The organism is Paenibacillus yonginensis (genome assembly GCF_001685395.1).
Lineage (GTDB): Bacteria > Bacillota > Bacilli > Paenibacillales > Paenibacillaceae > Fontibacillus > Fontibacillus yonginensis.
Window position 1 is genome coordinate 4,828,884 of the sequence record NZ_CP014167.1, and the last position, 16,891, is coordinate 4,845,774.

General features: G+C 52.3%; 16 protein-coding genes. 8 read left to right on the forward strand and 8 right to left on the reverse strand.

The window, feature by feature from the left end; translation table 11 throughout:
• The first annotated feature begins 5 nt into the window (after nt 1-5).
• Complete coding sequence (locus AWM70_RS21815; RefSeq protein WP_068699987.1) at nt 6-2,633, forward strand: transglutaminase domain-containing protein; 2,628 nt, start codon at nt 6-8, stop codon at nt 2,631-2,633.
• 17 nt (nt 2,634-2,650) lie between these two features.
• Nucleotides 2,651-3,784, forward strand: coding sequence for a glycoside hydrolase family 18 protein (locus tag AWM70_RS21820; RefSeq protein WP_083180487.1), 1,134 nt, complete (start codon nt 2,651-2,653; stop codon nt 3,782-3,784).
• A 352-nt stretch (nt 3,785-4,136) separates the two neighbouring features.
• On the opposite strand, the gene AWM70_RS21825 is transcribed toward AWM70_RS21820, so the two are convergent.
• From AWM70_RS21825 to AWM70_RS21840, 4 genes are all read right to left on the reverse strand, one after another.
• Nucleotides 4,137-4,745 (reverse strand): superoxide dismutase, encoded by a 609-nt coding sequence (locus AWM70_RS21825; RefSeq protein WP_068699989.1) that lies wholly within the window; start codon nt 4,743-4,745, stop codon nt 4,137-4,139.
• A gap of 152 nt (nt 4,746-4,897) precedes the next feature.
• On the reverse strand, nt 4,898-5,539 hold the full coding sequence (locus AWM70_RS21830; protein WP_068699992.1) for a helix-turn-helix transcriptional regulator: 642 nt from the start codon (nt 5,537-5,539) through the stop codon (nt 4,898-4,900).
• On the reverse strand, nt 5,536-6,450 hold the full coding sequence (trhO, locus tag AWM70_RS21835) for an oxygen-dependent tRNA uridine(34) hydroxylase TrhO (protein WP_068699993.1): 915 nt from the start codon (nt 6,448-6,450) through the stop codon (nt 5,536-5,538). The genes AWM70_RS21830 and trhO overlap by 4 nt, the downstream gene beginning before the upstream one ends.
• A 205-nt stretch (nt 6,451-6,655) precedes the next feature.
• On the reverse strand, nt 6,656-8,449 hold the full coding sequence (locus AWM70_RS21840; protein WP_237167945.1) for an LTA synthase family protein: 1,794 nt from the start codon (nt 8,447-8,449) through the stop codon (nt 6,656-6,658).
• A 677-nt stretch (nt 8,450-9,126) separates the two neighbouring features.
• Between AWM70_RS21840 and AWM70_RS21845 the strand changes: the two genes are divergently transcribed.
• The gene (locus tag AWM70_RS21845; protein WP_068699994.1) at nt 9,127-11,100 is read left to right on the forward strand and encodes an endonuclease MutS2; all 1,974 of its coding nucleotides are present in this window, start codon (nt 9,127-9,129) and stop codon (nt 11,098-11,100) included.
• A 69-nt stretch (nt 11,101-11,169) separates the two neighbouring features.
• Here the strand turns inward: AWM70_RS21845 and AWM70_RS21850 are convergent, their stop codons facing one another.
• The gene (locus tag AWM70_RS21850) at nt 11,170-11,658 is read right to left on the reverse strand and encodes a GAF domain-containing protein (protein ID WP_068699996.1); all 489 of its coding nucleotides are present in this window, start codon (nt 11,656-11,658) and stop codon (nt 11,170-11,172) included.
• A 205-nt stretch (nt 11,659-11,863) separates the two neighbouring features.
• Here AWM70_RS21850 and AWM70_RS21855 point away from each other — a divergent pair, with 205 nt between their 5' ends.
• Together AWM70_RS21855 and AWM70_RS21860 are read left to right on the forward strand one after the other, a co-directional pair.
• Complete coding sequence (locus AWM70_RS21855; protein ID WP_068699998.1) at nt 11,864-12,175, forward strand: hypothetical protein; 312 nt, start codon at nt 11,864-11,866, stop codon at nt 12,173-12,175.
• Between the two features lie 129 nt (nt 12,176-12,304).
• Nucleotides 12,305-12,538, forward strand: coding sequence for an aspartyl-phosphate phosphatase Spo0E family protein (locus AWM70_RS21860; protein ID WP_068700000.1), 234 nt, complete (start codon nt 12,305-12,307; stop codon nt 12,536-12,538).
• A gap of 82 nt (nt 12,539-12,620) precedes the next feature.
• Here the strand turns inward: AWM70_RS21860 and AWM70_RS21865 are convergent, their stop codons facing one another.
• Both AWM70_RS21865 and AWM70_RS21870 read right to left on the reverse strand, forming a co-directional pair.
• On the reverse strand, nt 12,621-13,607 hold the full coding sequence (locus AWM70_RS21865; RefSeq protein ID WP_068700002.1) for an alpha/beta hydrolase: 987 nt from the start codon (nt 13,605-13,607) through the stop codon (nt 12,621-12,623).
• A 69-nt stretch (nt 13,608-13,676) separates the two neighbouring features.
• Nucleotides 13,677-14,666: a DMT family transporter gene (locus AWM70_RS21870; protein WP_068700004.1), complete on the reverse strand. Its 990-nt coding sequence runs from the start codon at nt 14,664-14,666 to the stop codon at nt 13,677-13,679.
• A gap of 168 nt (nt 14,667-14,834) precedes the next feature.
• Between AWM70_RS21870 and AWM70_RS21875 the strand changes: the two genes are divergently transcribed.
• The 3 genes from AWM70_RS21875 to AWM70_RS23610 are packed head-to-tail and all read left to right on the forward strand — an operon-like array spanning nt 14,835 to nt 16,065.
• Nucleotides 14,835-15,470 (forward strand): GNAT family N-acetyltransferase, encoded by a 636-nt coding sequence (locus AWM70_RS21875; protein WP_237167784.1) that lies wholly within the window; start codon nt 14,835-14,837, stop codon nt 15,468-15,470.
• 47 nt (nt 15,471-15,517) lie between these two features.
• Nucleotides 15,518-15,862, forward strand: coding sequence for a hypothetical protein (locus tag AWM70_RS21880; protein WP_068700007.1), 345 nt, complete (start codon nt 15,518-15,520; stop codon nt 15,860-15,862).
• Nucleotides 15,863-15,888: 26 nt separating this feature from the next.
• Nucleotides 15,889-16,065, forward strand: a complete 177-nt coding sequence (locus AWM70_RS23610) for a hypothetical protein (protein WP_169823488.1) — start codon at nt 15,889-15,891, stop codon at nt 16,063-16,065.
• Nucleotides 16,066-16,173: 108 nt separating this feature from the next.
• Here AWM70_RS23610 and AWM70_RS21885 read toward each other — a convergent pair whose 3' ends face one another.
• Nucleotides 16,174-16,641, reverse strand: a complete 468-nt coding sequence (locus tag AWM70_RS21885; RefSeq protein WP_068700009.1) for a MarR family winged helix-turn-helix transcriptional regulator — start codon at nt 16,639-16,641, stop codon at nt 16,174-16,176.
• Between the last annotated feature and the right edge of the window lie 250 nt (nt 16,642-16,891).

The following is a 16,891-nucleotide window of genomic DNA, read 5'->3' on the forward strand; positions in this document are numbered from 1 at the left end:
ACCCTATGGAGCTGAAAACCCCGGTATTTTCGCTGAGTGAGCAGGAGCTGCTGAACATGGAGCAGCGGTTTAAGGAGAAGCTGGACATTGGCAGTGCGCGCCGGCAGGAGCTGTTCGGCGTATTCGACGAGCCTTTGACGGCAGAGGAGCGTTTCTCGCTGCAATTCTTGTATGCTTACATGCCGTTAAACGACATGGCGGACTACAGCGGGGAGTTGTTTCTTTCGCATGTCCGGCAGGCGCTGGCAACCCGCAGACAAATGGAGTGGGGCAGCCGGATTCCGGATTCTGTTTTTCTGCATTTTGTGCTGCCTTACCGCGTCAACAACGAAAATATCGAGGACTACCGCAGGGTCATCCATGAAGAGCTGGGTCCCCGCGTTCAAGGGCTGACCATGGAGGAAGCGATTCTGGAGGCCAATTACTGGTGCCATGAAAAAGCGACTTATATCGGCAGCGACCTGCGCACACTTTCGCCGATCGGCATGATCCGCAGCGCCAGAGGACGCTGCGGGGAAGAATCGACGCTTTGCGTGTCCGCACTGCGCAGCATCGGGATTCCGGCACGCCAGTGCTACACGCCGCGCTGGGCCCACTGCGACGACAATCATGCCTGGGTCGAAGCCTGGGCCGATGGCAAATGGCATTATATCGGCGCCTGCGAACCGGAAGCGCGGCTGGATCAAGGCTGGTTCAGCGGCCCGGCGCGGCGGGCGATGCTGGTGCATTCCCGCGTGCCCGCGCAGTATACCGGGCCCGAGGACATCACGTATTCCGACAAGTGGCATACGGAGATCAACCTGCTGGACAACTACGCGCCTGCCCGCACGATCACGGTCAGCGTCAGGGACAGCAGTGGTGCAGCGGTGTCCGGCGCTACCGTTCAGTTCTTGCTGTACAACTATGCCGAGCTGTACCCGCTGGCGCAGCTGGAGACGGACACGCAGGGAGAAGTCAGCTTCAAAACGGGCTACGGGGAGCTGTTTGTCCGGGCCGCTCATAAGGATCGGTGGGGGCAATGCCAATTGACCGCTGCGGAGGCCAAACGTTTGGAGATCATGTTAAGTCAAACCGGGCAGCCGCAGGCATCCGAAGATTTTATCATGGTGCCGCCGCCGGAAATTCCGGATCCCGAGCTCGCGCCCCTTACGGAGGAAGCGCTGGAGCGCCATGCCGCCCGGGTCGCGGAAGGAGCCGCCATCCGTGCGGCTTACGAAGCCACTTTCATAAGCGAACCGGAAGCCGTAGAATTGGCGCGCGGACTCAAGCTGCCCGAAGACCGCGTGTGGGCCGTATTGGAGAAAGCGCGCGGCAATTCGCAGGACATCGCTGCTTTCCTTAAGGAGCAGTCGCCCATACATGGAGAATGGGCGCTTAAGCTGCTGGAAGCGCTGAATGACAAGGATTTGATCGACACCGGCAGGGAAGTGCTGGTGGATCATCTGGAAGGGGCTATGCCGCTGCTCGGCGGACAGGAAGAGGAGGTCTTCAGCCGTTATATTTTGCGGCCAAGAGTGTATTATGAAATGCTCACGCCTTACCGGAAGGCGATCCAGGCTGCATTTACGGCAGAGGAAGCCGCGGAATTCCGCGAGGACCCTTCACGTTTGGTAGAGTTTCTAAATCAGGAATGGGAGATTCGGGACGATTTGACCCACCTCCGCGGGAAAGCAGCGCCAGGCGGCACCTTCGCCTTGAAGAAAGGCGACTCCGGTTCCATTGATCTTTGTTTCGTGGCGGTTTGCCGCAGTCTGGGCATCCCGGCAAGGCTGCATCCCAGCGAGCTGTACCCTCAGTATAAAGCTGAAAGCGGATGGCAGGTCGCCGAGTTTGAAGGTCATCCACGGACGATAGCCAGCTCCAAGCAGGACACCCGCGAGACCGGCACCCTTTGTTTGATAAGCGAGTCAGAGTCCGGCCCGGAGGCCTCCTATAATGAAAACTTTACGTTGGCCAGACTGGAGAACGGAATTTATAAAACCTTGATTTACCCGCACGCCAAAAAAGATTTCGCTGAGCCGCTGGAGGTTGAAGCCGGCGAATACCGGCTTACCACGGGCATCCGGCTTAAGGAAGGCACCGTCTACGGCCGGTTCGCCTATTTTGAGCTGCAGCCCGGCAAGGAAATCACGGTGCCGATTACTTTCCATCAGCCGGAGCAGGCTATTCCGGTGTTGGGACAGGTCGATCCGGCAGCCGGATTTACGGCCGGTAATGAAGGGGCAGGCATCATCCGGCTTGGGGACCAGGCTGCGGACAAAGGCGCCGTGGTCGCCTTTGTGGACCCGTCCCGCGAGCCGTCCAAACATCTGCTGCGGGAATCGGCCGAGCTGGCGGAGGCTTTTGATGCGGCCGGCGCTCCGCTTCTGTTCGTAACGGGTGGCTTGGATATGGCGGCATTAGCGGAGCTGGAGGCTGCCCATCCGGGGCTTCCCTCCATCGCCGGCTTTGTGCTGGACCCGGCAGGCGAAAGCCTGCAGGCTTTCGCCAAAGCAGCCCCCCTCGGCGGCTCGGGATACCCTTATTTGTACGTGCTGGACCACGGGTGCCGCATCCGGTATCAGGAATCGGGATACAAACCCGGCAGCGGCAAAGAAGCGCTGGGCATTCTGACAGGCATTCAATCTAATTAGGGAAGGTGATCCTAAGCATGGAGCCTACATCATTTGATCAGCCGGAGCAAACGGCGGCACTCAGACAGCCGGAATTGGCCAATAAGGAGACGGCACAGCTTAAGCCGTACCGGGTAGTTGGTTATGTCGGCGACCGCGATTTGCCGGGATTAAACCGGGAAGATGCCATGAAGCTGACCCACTTAAATATCGCGTTTGGCCATGTCAACAACGATGAAATTCAGACCGGGCATCTGATCAGCCTGGAGCTGCTGTCCGGAATCAAACGGATGAACCCGGGCCTTGCCGTCCTGCTGTCAGTCGGAGGCTGGAGCGCCGGCGGGTTCTCCGAAGCCGCCTCGACGCCGGAAGGCCGGCTGAGGATGGCTGCCTCCGCTGTTAGAGTTGTCACGGATTACGCCATCGACGGGATTGACCTGGACTGGGAATATCCCTGCTACTCGGAGGCAGGCATCGCGTCCAGTCCGGCAGACAAAACCAACTTCACGCTGCTGCTCGCCGCAATCCGCGAAGCTTTGGACGTGGCAGGCGCCAAAGACGGACGCCATTACCTGCTTACGATTGCGGCTGGTGCCGACCAATATTACCTGGATGGCACCGAAATGGACCAGGCGCAGCAATACCTGGATTACGTGCAGTTGATGACCTACGACATGCGCGGCGGCTTCCAGACGTTAACCGGGCATCATACCAATCTCTATACGGGAACAGGGGATTTGTTCCGGATCAGCGCCCATGCTTCGGCGCAAATGTTTATCCGGGCCGGGGTACCTAAGGAGAAGCTGCTGCTGGGCGCCGCTTTTTATTCCCGCATGTGGAAGGAGGTCCCGAACCACAATCAGGGCCTCTATCAGATGACCGCCAGCTCCGGCGGGTACGGGCCCGATTACGGCGAGCTGGCCGCCAAATATATGGGCAAAAACGGCTACCAACGTTATTGGGATGATGAAGCCAAAGCGCCTTATCTTTTTGACGGCAGCACGTTTATTACTTATGACGATGAGCAGTCGATCGCCTGCAAATGCCAATATATCAAAGAGCAGGGGCTGGGCGGAATCATGTTTTGGGAATACAAATGCGACCCGGACCGTGTCCTTTTGAACGCAATTGACCGGGCCTTTGCACAGGAGAAGCTTTCGTCCTCCCATTAACAGCTGCCAAAGTGGAATGAACTCTCTGAAACAGCTATCAAAAAGTTTCTGCCCAAAAAGGCGCCGGTCTATATGATCGGTGCCTTTTTTGTTGTCTATTTATTTTTTGTAATTAATTGATATTTTTATGTAAATAAGCTTTTGATTTGTTCTGTTACTATGATCCATATACAAACGGAAAAGGGGCTTATTATATTCTGCAGATCAAATCGAAGTTGTCCCTGATATATAGCCGGATATATAAATACCCCTAAGAATTTGAGGGGAACAGCCCATCGGGCTGCCCTTCATTCTTAGGGGTATCGTTAACTGAAAAAGGAAGGATTCCTTTTTCTCTTAAGTCTCAGCGAGCTTACTTCGCAGCGTTGTAACGTTTCTCAACTTCGTCCCAGTTAACAATATTCCAGAAAGCGGCGATGTAGTCAGGGCGTTTGTTTTGGTAGTTCAGGTAGTAAGCATGCTCCCAAACATCCAGACCCAGGATAGGTGTAGCACCTTCCATGATCGGGTTGTCTTGGTTAGGCGTGCTGGAAACGACCAGTTTGCCGTCTTTCACGGACAACCATGCCCAGCCGCTGCCGAAGCGGGTAGTAGCTGCTTTAGTGAAATCTTCTTTGAATTTCTCGAAGCCGCCAAGCTCGCTGTCGATCGCTGCAGCCACGTTGCCTTTAGGAGCGCCGCCGCCGTTTGGCCCGATAACTTCCCAGAACAGGGAGTGGTTGGCATGGCCGCCGCCATTGTTGCGGACAGCTGTGCGGATGTTTTCAGGAACAGCGTCCAGGTTAGCGATCAATTCTTCAACGGATTTGCTTTGCAGTTCAGGAGCGCTTTCCAAAGCAGAGTTGAGGTTGGTCACATATGTATTATGGTGACGGTCGTGGTGGATGTTCATTGTAGTTTCGTCGATATGCGGTTCGAGAGCGTTAGCTGGGTAAGGCAATGCTGGCAATTGATGAGCCATTATAAATTCCTCCTCAAAGTGGGTATTAACTTGCTTACAACAGACATTGTAAAGAACTTTCCCAACTTAGTCAACAACTATGTATCATAAGTTGCGGATTTAAAGGCCGGCTGTTCGAGAACCGGCTGTTTAATCCGAGCTTTTAAATTCCTTTATTCCTCCTGCGCTTTCCGGGAAATCACGTAAGTACAGCAGCTCCCGCCTTTGGCCAAACATTCAGTCCGCTGAACGTCCGTGCCGAGCAGAGACTGGAACAGCTCAAGCTCGCAGCTGCAGGCGTGATTATAGACATTGGCCACCTGGAAAATCGGGCAATTGTACTCCTTCAGCACAAATTGCCCGTTATCCAGCTCTTCGCATTCGGCCATATAGCCGCCTTCATTCTGCATATCTGCCAGTAGGCGGACTTTCCCCCGCAGATCCTCGCCGGACATCTTAGGTTCATAATTCCGCATCAGCTTCAGCTTCCGGCGTTCAAACAGCCGGCCAACCATATCTTCACCGGCTTCTTCAGCAAGCTCGCCAAGCAAATCCAGGGCCACCTTATGATACGTTTTGGGAAACATTCCGTCGGCATGTTCAGTCAGTGCATAAACGGACGTCGGCCGGCCCATCGTCTGCCGCTGCAAACGAGGTTCAATGAGGTTGTCTCTCTCAAGCGTCCCCAAATGGCGGCGAACCGCCATTTCAGTAATGCCGAGCTCGGCCGCCATTTCCTTGGCCGTTAACGGTCCGCGGGTTTTCAGCAGATGGAGCAGGTATTCCCTTGTCGGCATTTCTTTCATTTTGTTCAAAGAGAAACCTCCGTCTTCTCATAAATGTAATTGGCAGGTGCATGCTCGCGGCATTCGGAAGAACAGAAGCGGTGATGAGTCTCCTCGCATTCCTCGCAGCAGACATGCTGCAAATTGCAGGTCGGGCAGTTGATGTAACGATCATGCGTTTTGCCGCAGTGGTAACATTTCGCAATGACCACGTCTTCTTCGGTGCGGTTAATCGGCACGGAGATGCGTTCGTCGAACACATAACATTTTCCGTCAAACAAATGGCCCTGCACTTCGGGATCCTTGCCATAGGTCACGATTCCGCCCTCAAGCTGGTTGACGTCCTGGAAACCTTCGTCGATCAGGAAGCCAGTCAGCTTCTCGCAGCGGATACCGCCGGTGCAGTAAGTCAGCACCTTCTTGTCCTTGAACTGGCTCATATTGGCGCGGATCCATTCAGGGAATTCCCGGAAGGATTCAACATCGGGACGGATAGCGCCGCGGAAATGGCCGATTTCGTATTCATAATCGTTGCGTCCGTCGATGACAACTACGTCTTCCTGCTGCAGCTGCTCGTGAAATTCTTTAGGCGAAAGACGTTTGCCGAATTTGGTATTCGGATCAAGCGGATTCTCGTATCGGAAAGTGACCAGCTCCTGCTTATGGCGGACGAACATTTTTTTGAACGTATGGCCTTCGACCTCGTCGATTTTAAAGACGGTATCCGCAAACAGGGGATTGCTGCGCAGGTCGTTCATGTATTGCTCGGTCTGCTCCCAGGTGCCGGAGACGGTTCCGTTAATGCCTTCCGAGGCGATCAGGATACGGCCTTTGAGTCCCAGATCCTTGCAGTATTGCAGATGCTCGGCGGTGAAAGCCGCCGGATCTTCAATGTGAACAAATTTATAATAAAGCAACACGCGATAAGTTTGATTATTCAAGTTGATTTAACTCCTGTTCTAATTAAGTGATAATGATCGATTTTAAGACAATAAAAATAGTTAGTCAACATATAAGTATAGAAAGTGTAAAATTGGCAGCATGAAAAAAACACCCGGCCGCCGCCCAACATAGCGGCTTCCGGATGTCTGTGAACTAGCAATCTTTATTCAATCGCTGATTCGGCAAAGCGGAACTAACTTGCGGTTATTTGTCCGTCCGGTCCGGCAGCTGCTTCACATAGCTGTCGGAGAGCTGGAGCAGCTTCAAGGCCCGGTTATATTCGTCTTCTGTCGTCAACGCCTGGCTGACTCCGTCTTCCGCCAGCGGCAGCTGCTCCCCGTCCTCATACCAGACGCCTGGCATAAACAAGGCCTTGTCGTTCAGGAAGGAGCCGGAAGGCAGATAATATCGTTCAGGCAGCAGGTTATAGGACTGATTGACAATATCCTGGCCGAAATGGATATGGTTATCGAGCGAAATGCCAAGCAGGTTAGCCGCAGTTGGCATAATGTCCACTTCGCCGCCGACATGGTCGATCACCTGAGGTTCGGTGTCCGGAACGGATATCATCAGCGGAATGTTGATCATATCAATATTGCCGTATTCATGGCCGTAGATTTCCTCCATCAGATCCATTTCTTTTTTGCTGAGCGAATATTTAGGAAGACCCTGGTGGTCGCCGTACAGCATGATGACGCTGTTATCCCAAATGCCGGTATCCTTGAGGCCTTGAATAAATTGACCCAAAGCCCAGTCTGCATAGTTCTGAGCACGGAGATAATCGCCGACCATCGTATCCTGGTAACGTTCCGGCAGCTGAATCTTATCCAGCTCGTGCGGAATGGTAAACGGATGATGCGCGGTCATGGAGATCACCTGAGCATAGAAAGGTTTGTCTGCCGCGTCCATTTTTTGCAGCTCCGGCAAAGTCTTTTTATACAAAACCTCGTCTATAGGTCCAAAAAATACGGTGTCTTCCGTGCCATAAAACTTCTGATCATAATACCGGTTCCAGCCGAGGGCCTTGTACAGCTCGCCGCGGTTCCAGAATTCCACGATGTTGGTGTGGAACGTAGCCGTATCATAATTATTCTCCTGCATCAGCTTCGGTAGGCTCGGCAGCTGCTTATCCGGATAGTTCTGGGTGGCCGCTTCGTTTGGCGGAATATAGAAGGAGGTATTCACGACAAACTCGGCATCAGAGGTATTGCCTTGACCAACCATCTGATAGAAATGCGGGAAATACAGGCTTTCACTGGCCAGCTTATTTAGGTTCGGCGTGATTTCCTGACCGTCAATCTTCAGGTTGATCAGGAAATTCTGCAGCGATTCCATCTGAATGATAATCAGGTTTTTCCCTTTGGCCTGGCCAAAATACACGGGATTCTCCAGCTTGGAGGTGCCTTTTAGCTCATTGATCTTGTCCTGGGTGATTTGGTTAGGATCCACCAGGTTTTCTTTCTGAGACGCAAGTACGGTGTAAGCTTCGTAATTCAGAATGCCCATCGCTTCCGCTTTCTTGATCTCATTCATGCTGGCCCGGTTTGGCCAGGTGTTAAGCAGGCAGACGGCAAGAGCCAATACGAAGACAGTCGACACGAGTCCCCGATTTGTACGGCGAGGCGGCTCCTGATGTTTGTTGCGTCTTGCTCTGCGGATCAGATAGATCCCGATCACTACGATATCCAGGAAGATCAGCAGATAATATGGAGCCAGAAGCGAAAATACGCTGTTGCTGACCGCCGTAACCTGATTGACCTGCTGCAGGGCGTGGTACGTAGCGATGACGCCATAATATTTGTGGTACATAATGACAGCAAAGAAAAGTCCGGTTAAAAGCAAATTGACGATCAGATAATATAACGTCTTGCGTTTGGAAGCGAAATATTCAACAAGACAAAATGTAATCCAGACGAATGGAAGTTCTTTCAAAATCGGCGATAACGGAGGGATGCCGTCAAAAACGGCCGTCCATGCCAGATAGCTCTTCACAATCATGATCAGGGAGAAAATCCAGAAAACCTTCAGCCCGCTGAACGCTTTGAAGAGACGGTTTTGTGATGACACTTGAGTAACCTGCCTTTCCATGACATTTTTGGTCCAAAAACAATATATCTATCATACTCCAAATGAAGGACACAATAAAATGCATTTTCACCGTATTAGACGACCAAAAGCGGCGTAAAGTTGTAGAAGCAGAGGATAAATCACGAAAAATTGGAAAATTGGCCGCAATTAAAACGAAAATGGGAAATATCTGGAATATTTATTTAAACTGAAATATGCCTCTTGACTCTCCATCCATGAATTGATACATTAGCGGTATCCTAATTGACGGGAGAGATTTTGATGACGGTGATCGTTCTTAACTAAGCAATTTCATAGCGATGAGTTACGGTGGAAGGCCCCTTTGCGAGAAAAATGACCGTAAAGGAGCTCGTTTTTCCTCTGCCCGGATTCATCCTGAAATTAGTTAAGAACACACGGACCATCATTGTCGCCCGTTTACGGCCTTGATCGGAACATGATTCAGCAACCGTGCTGTCTTTGCAGCACGGTTTTTTTGTTGAATTTTGCTTCTATCCAAGGCTGGAGTCTATCCGGGGCAAGGAATGAATTCGTTCATTCTTTGCCCCTTTTTTGCGTTGTCAAATCAAAGGAGGAATGGAAACAAAATGGATCAAGCAGCACTGCAAACTTTAGGTTATGAAGAAATGGTTCAAGAATTGATGCGTTTCGCGGTTTCTTATGAAGGACGCAGGCGGATCGCCGAGCTGGTCCCGGAGGAGAAGCTTGCCGTCGCGGAGCGGAAGCTGGCCGAAACTGCGGAGGCTAATGCGATTATTGCTAAAGGGGCTAGTGTGCCGCTGCCTTCCCTGGAAGGGATCGAGCTGGTTATATCCCTGCTCGGCAGCGGTTATCTGTTTGGCGAGCAGGATTTTGCGGCAGTTGCCCAGTTCCTGCGCAGCTGCAGTCAGCTGAGAAAGTACATGGCCGGCAAAATGGAGCTTGCGCCCCTGGTCGCTTCCTATGCGTTGTCTCTTTGCGAAGAGCAGCGCCTCCAGGACGAGATCAACCGCTGCATCCGGCATGGGCGGATCGAGGACAGCGCCAGCAAGGAGCTGGAGAAAATCCGCCGCAAGATGAATACGCTCAAGGAACGGATTCATAAACGGATGCAGACCGTGCTGTCCAAATACAGCTCCCTGCTGCAGGAGCAGCTGATCAGCACCCGGGACGGGCGGTACGTTATTCCGGTCAAAAAGGAGTATTACCGTCAGGTGAAGGGAACGGTGCTGGACCAGTCGACCAGCGGCCAAACCGTATTTGTAGAGCCTGAAGAAATCTCGTCTCTGCAGTTTGAGCTGAATGTTCTGCTGGGCGATGAAGCGAGAGAGGAAGCAAAAATTCTGGCGATGCTCTCCTCCATGCTGGAGGCCTCTGCGGCGGAACTTAAGCAGAACATCGAGATTACAGGGACGTATGACTTTATTTTCGCTAAGGGAAAATATGGGGCATCCATCGGCGGGCGGGCCGTTCCGCTGAACGCGGGCGGCGAAATACGCCTGGTGGGCGCTAAACATCCGAAGCTGCTGCAAACGATGGTGCCGCTGGACATTTCTTTGGGCGGCAAAACCAAAGGCATGATTATTACCGGCCCGAATACCGGCGGCAAGACGGTTGTACTGCGGACGATCGGGCTGCTGACGCTGATGGCCCAGTCGGGGCTGCTGATTCCCGCTGAGGATGGATCCCGTGTCGCTGTGTTCCAGAATATTCGGGCTGTCATTGGCGACGGGCAAAGTCTGGAGCAGTCGCTGAGCACCTTCTCCGCCCAAATCTCCAGCTTGTCCCAAATGCTGGAGACAGCGGACGGCTCCAGTCTGATGTTGATCGACGAGCTTGCTGCGGGCACGGATCCGGCCGAAGGAATGGCGTTATCCATCGCTATTTTGGAAGAGCTTGGCCGCAAAGGGGCAATGGTTGCCGTCACCACGCATTTTAACGGACTGAAGGAATTTGCCGCCCAAACGCCCGGCTTCTGCAACGCCCGCATGGAGTTTGATCCGGTATCTCTGAAGCCGCTGTACCGGCTGACCATCGGTGAAGCGGGGCAAAGTTATGCGCTTGAAATCGCGCGGAGGCTCGGGATGGACGGCGGCGTTATTGAACGCTCGCGGCAATTGATTCATCATACTGCCGGCAGACAGGCAAGCAGGCAGGACGAGGCGAAGGCGGCAATCCCGGTAATGCCGGTAATGCCGGTAATGTCGGAGAGTCAGGAGGAACTGCTGGCAGAGGAGCCGGAATCGCCTCCTGAGCCTGAACCGGCAGGGCAGGAAGAAATGTCCGTGAATCAGCGTCCGGCCTACGAAATCGGAGATGCAGTCTGGATCACTTCCCTAAACAGAATGGGGATTGTATGCGCGCCGGAGGACAGCCGGGGAATGCTTGGCGTTCAAGTGCAGAAGCAGAAGCTGAAGATCAACCATAAACGGCTCAAGCCGTATATCAGCCGAAGCGAGCTTTATCCAGGAGAAGATTATGATTTGGATATCGTATTTGAATCGAAGGAGAATCGCAAGCTGAGCAAACAATTCGGCAAACGGCATGTGGAGGGGAGAGCCATCATTAAAGATGGTGAATAAGTTGAGAAAAGAAATACAGCCCGCATCGGCTTCATGACCGTGGCGGGCTGTTCTTTTCTTATAAAAGGATCAGGAGAACTTGACGCTGCTGACCAGAATCTCAACAAAAGCTTCCAAAAATGTTTTGTCTGTTTCATCAAAGCGGCCGCGCAGCGGGCTGTCGATGTCCAGCACACCGATCAAACGGCCATCCTGGACGATAGGCACAACAATTTCACTGTTGGTTGCAGAATCGCAGGCGATGTGGCCGGCAAAAGCGTGCACATCCTCGACCACAATCGTTTCGCGCTGCTGTGCCGAGGTGCCGCATACGCCACGTCCGAGCGGAATCCGGATGCAGGCTGGCAGTCCCTGGAACGGACCCAGCACCAGCTCCTTGCCGTCATATAAATAAAATCCCGCCCAGTTGATATCCTGCATAACAAAATTCAGCAGGGCGGATGCGTTGGCCAAATTGGCTACGGAGTTTGGTTCGCCTTCAATTAGGCCTTTAAGCTGCGTTAGTGCAGATTCATATACTTGCTGGCGGTCGCCAGTGGGAGTAGCTGCCTGGAACATGTTTAAAACCCCTCGCTTTTTTAAAAATAGAATCTATTTGAAGTGAAGATATTCATCCATCTTATTCTTAGTTAACAGTATACAGGATCGCCGGGACTGTCAACCGGTTAAGCGGACAGCCCTCCGGGCCGCGCCGGTTTGTTTCCTGTCTCGCTCTTGCGGGTAATGACATTCAAACGACGCCAAGACGAAGGGAGAAATAATCATGCGAGCCGATATCCAGAATTTGTTCATTCGCATTCATATGCTGCACGATGCCAAAGAGGAAGATTTAAAGGTTGGCGACACCTTGCTCGAATTAGAACGCAGGGGTTACCGGATCGGCGAACGGGAAGTGAAGCTTGAGCTTGAGAAACTGGTGGAAGACAACTTTTTGACTCCGCATGACGATATCTATTCGATTACAGGCGCTGGTCTTGAAGAGCTGAAAGAAATCCAGACGGTGCTGGCCGAGCTGTGTGGTGCCGTCCTGGATGGACATGAATGGCAAACAGCAGCTGTTAAAACAACGAAATAAACCCGGAAGGCCCGGAATCAGGTAAAGCACTCCAAAATGGAGTGCTTTGTAATTTCCAATTCCGGAAAAGTGATTTTTTGGCATCAGCGTTTATAATTAGGAAAACTGCTAAGAAGGGAGGGATAGATAATGACTGCCCAGACATCTTGTTCCGAATTTCGGCCGGCAAGGCCTAACAAACGTATCAATGAAGAGCTTAACAACATCATCGAGAATTTAAGGCGAGAGTTGGTCGAGGTTTCGGCAACCAGCGGCTTCACAAGCGAGATTGTACTAGAATTAAGCCAGCGTCTGGATAAGTATATCGTCCTTGCCCAGAAACAGATGAAGAACGGAAAGACCGGTACCGGACTTGAGCATTGATCCTGGATCGGTTTTGTACATAAATATTAAAGAACCTGCGGCCTGGATCGGGCTGCAGGTTCTTTAATATTTGCGCCTGTTCTTATCCTCCTAATTGAGGGGTTCTTACTTTCCATATCGCTGCTTTGGGAGCGGGAGCATATTCCTCCTCAGGGAGACATTCATCAATGAACGCCTGAAGTTCTTCTTTGTAGCGTCTGGGATCCTTCTGATAAGAAGTGGCGTGAGCAGCGCCGGGAATGAGAACCAGACGTTTGGGCCCCGGCTTGGCTTCAAACATTTCCTGGCTCATCGCTGGCGGTACGTAACGGTCGGCAGATCCGTGGATGAATAATACGGGCAGCGTTGTTTGCTTCACCGACCGGATTGGACTGACCTGCTCCAGCCGAAAGCCTGCTTTGGTTTGAAGCTCCCGGTTCAGGAGGCGGATAAAGGGAAAGGAGGGGAGCCGGATAATTTTAGCAAGCTGATAACGAATCAGTTTATTTAGATCGGAATAAGGACAGTCGGCTACCGCAAATTTGACGGCAGGATCAGCCATGCTTAAATACTCCAGCACGGTGGCACCGCCCAAAGACTGGCCGTGAAGGCCGATTTGGATATCCCTTCCGTACTGCTCCAGCAGCCAGTTCACCCAGGCCTCAAGATCGTGTTTCTCCAGGAAGCCGTAGGTCGTGTATTTTCCCTGGCTTTTGCCATGTCTGCGATGGTCAATGAGCAGCAGATTAAAGCCTTTTTCCTCAAACAAAGCGCCAAACTGCAGGGAAGACCGCAAAGACATCGTATAACCGTGAGCTATAATGGCCCATCTCTTGGAGCCGGGGTAAGGAAGGAATAACTGGGCGTTCAAGCGGAGCCCGTCAATAGAGGTGGTTTGAACCTCTCTCGAGGCCATGGACTCATATTTCTCTTTCGTGAATACGCCGGTGCGCAGCAAATAGTCAAGCAGGTTCTCGTCCGGATACCGGTACAGGCGCATCTGGGTGACCTGGCGGAATCCGTATCGGGTTATCACGGTGATCAACAGCCAAAGGGCCAGCAATCCCAAAACGACAATGGCGGCAATCATAGAAGGATCCCCCTTTATTGCAATCTTTACCATCTATTAATACCCAAATTCAGACAAATTTATCAGCGGTTAGACGGATGGAGGTATTTCGGATGAATGCGGTGGTGGCGGTTCAGAGACGGCCGGTCTGCGGGTAGCGAAAGCATGGACCGCCATTCCCCCGGTGACAAGAATCAAACCCGCGATTCCGTACAAGTCTGGCCACGGAGCCGATAGAAACAGCACCTCTGCGCCGAGCGTAAACATCACTTCAAACGATTGGGTAGCTTCAACCCCGGCGAGCCGCATCGGGTGAGCCTGAACCATTTGAGTAGCTTGGAAAAAGAGGACGGTAGCCGCAACTCCGGAAAATACAGCAACCAGCAAGGAGCCGGTAAGCTGGCTGGATGGAGGCGGGCCGGACGTGACGAGGGCATAAAGCGATAGGAGCAGCCAGAAAGGCATGCTGCATATCGTCATTGCCAGCACACGCTGGGTAGCATTCAGCCGTCCGCCGCTGATCTGCATCAATTTGCGGTTGCCGGCCGGATAGGCCGCACTGGCGATGATAATCGGCAGTGCCCCCAGCAGAAGCTCCTGATAATGGAGCTTAGAAGATTGGCCGATCTGAACAAGCATGACGCCGGCCACAATCACAGCCGAAGTGATCAAAGCGGCGGCAGGGGCGACTTTTCGATAAGCGGAAGGGAGAAGGGACCAGCTGAGTCCGGGCTCGAGCAGCGGCGAGATCAGGAGTCCGGAGATGATGGTAAGCTGCCAGGTGGAGGCAATCAGCCAGGCCGGACCATACATGGAAGCGAAACAGACGGGAGCATAGAACAGAACGAATCCGACAAAACTCCAGAGCAGCCATACGCGCGAATTCCGGCGGATCTCGCGCAGGACGGGACTTAATCCGCCGCCGAAGGGTGCGATCAGCAGCAGGATTGGAAGCATCATTTCATAACGGAGGGAAGCGCTCCAGGCCCAGCTTCCGCCGCCGGTACTCATAAATCGGTTGAGAATGAACGTGAAGGCAAAGAAAAAGGCCGATAATATTCCGATCAGCAAGGGTTTCACAGGGGCTTCACTCCTCTCGGAATCTTGTTCTTGTCTATTGATTGTTGGATTAATTCTATTGTAGCAAAGAGCTCAAGGAATGACGACTTGCCGCTGCGGGTCAGCTTTAGGACAAACTCTTGGCGGGGACAGTGCGGCGGCGTTATTTTTTGACGTCAGGCCCGGCGTATGATTCAATTTGTATTAGTGAAATTGACGAACCAGAAGAAAGGAGCGCAGCGGATGGAATACCGGTGTGAAGGATATATCCCCGTTCTCTCCACCCCCCGTTTGAAACTCCGCAGGCTGGAGAGAGCCGATGCGGAGCCATTGTTTGAATATTGGAGCGATCCTGATGTCGTTCAATATATGAATGTTCCTCCGTTTGCCGATGTCGGGGAGACAGCGGAGATGATTAACTGGCTGAATCTTCTGGCTGAGACGGAGGACACGATCCGCTGGGGCATTGAGTTGAAGGACAGCGGAAGATTGATCGGCAGCTGCGGATATAACAGCTGGCAGCTTGAAGGAGCTTACCGGGCCGAAATCGGATACGAGCTAGGCAAGTCTTATTGGGGCCAGGGCTACATGCATGAAGCGCTTCTTGCCATGTTTGAGTTCGGGTTTAACGTAATGGGGCTTAACCGGATCGAGGCGCTGCTATATCCCGTAAATAAATCCTCCGTCCGCCTGCTGCAGAAGCTTGGGTTCCAAAGGGAAGGACTGCTGCGGGATTACCAGCGGGCAGGGGACCGTTTTGTCGATTTGGATATGTATTCAATGCTCCGCAGAGAATGGGAACAGAGGTCGGGGGCTAACGCATAAAAAAAGCCGCCTCTCCGCATTTTATATAAAAAGGGGAGGTGGATGAATTGGATAAACCGCTTCAATTGGATCAGCATTCGCTGGTTCAAGCCTGGCAGCAGCAGCTTCCGGAGATGATTGGCCCGGGCGATTCTACAGTAGTTCTGGCTGACAATGCAAACCCACAGGCGATTAACGTGCATATCAACGCGGCAGGCCATCAAATGTATGCTTTTGATTTCAGATGCACGTACAAGGACACGAGGGAGCTGGACATTGCGCTGGTCGATGTTGAAATGGCCGGACGTCCCATTGACGAGCACAGTGATGCGGTGCAGGAGCTGATTAATGACTATACGCGCCATATCCATGAGTGCGCTCAGGTGCTTCACAACGTGACCGATCCTTCCTAACAGACAGAAGCTAAGGAGAAGATAAAATGAGCAAAACAAACGGACGTGTCGATCAAACGCTGATTAACGAAGTCCATGATCTGGAGACAACACCGGTTAACGGTCATCAGGCCCAGCAGCTTAATCAGGACCGCAACGATCGCAGACATATTACCAGCGAGAACCGGGATAAAAATACGGACATGGATCCTTCTCATCAATAGGGATTTCCAACCATAAACCGTTGACCCGCTAACGGATCTACGCCAAAAATCCTCCGGAAGAGTCCGGAGGATTTTTTGGGCTGTGGCAGGTTTTTACCTTGTTTCGTTCTATTTGCGGGGCAGGGGCGGAAGCTTCTCCGCTTCAGTACCCATCTTTTTCAGCAGCCCGATCATGACTTGTTTCTCCTGGTCATTCAGGCCACTAAGCGCATGGTCAATCCGGTCCTCGAACTCGGGATAAAGCTGATCCATCATCTCTTTGCCCTTTGGAGTCAGCTCTGCAAAAATAACCCGCCGGTCACGGACGCAAGGCGTGCGATGCAGCAGCCCTCCGGCTTCCAGCTTGTCGATCACATAAGTCACGTTCCCGCTCTGCAGCAGCAGCTTGGCGCCAATTTGCTGGATCGGCTGAGGCCCTTTATAGTACAGGACCTCCAATACGGCGAAAGCCGTCGGATTGAACCCCTGCAGCTTGCTGGCCGTGACCGCGTGTTCGTTAACGCTCTTAAAGGATTTTGCCAGAACACGGTACAAATGCAGCGACAATTCCGCTTGATGTTCCTCTGCCTTCATCATCTTCATCCCGCCTTATTTTAAATGGTATTTGAACGTGGGTTAGAGCTTTATGTACCTGTATCTTAAGCCGTAGGCCAGAGTGGAAAAAATATAATTTATCACAATTTGGGCTATTTTTTGTGTTTTTGTTCTCAGGCTTCCTTCTCAGGCTGCAAAACAAAATACGGCTGCGGAAGCTCCGGCAAATCAGCCTCCGGACGGATGGAGCAGGACCTTGTTCCTCCTACAATGAGATTACGAATTCATTGAC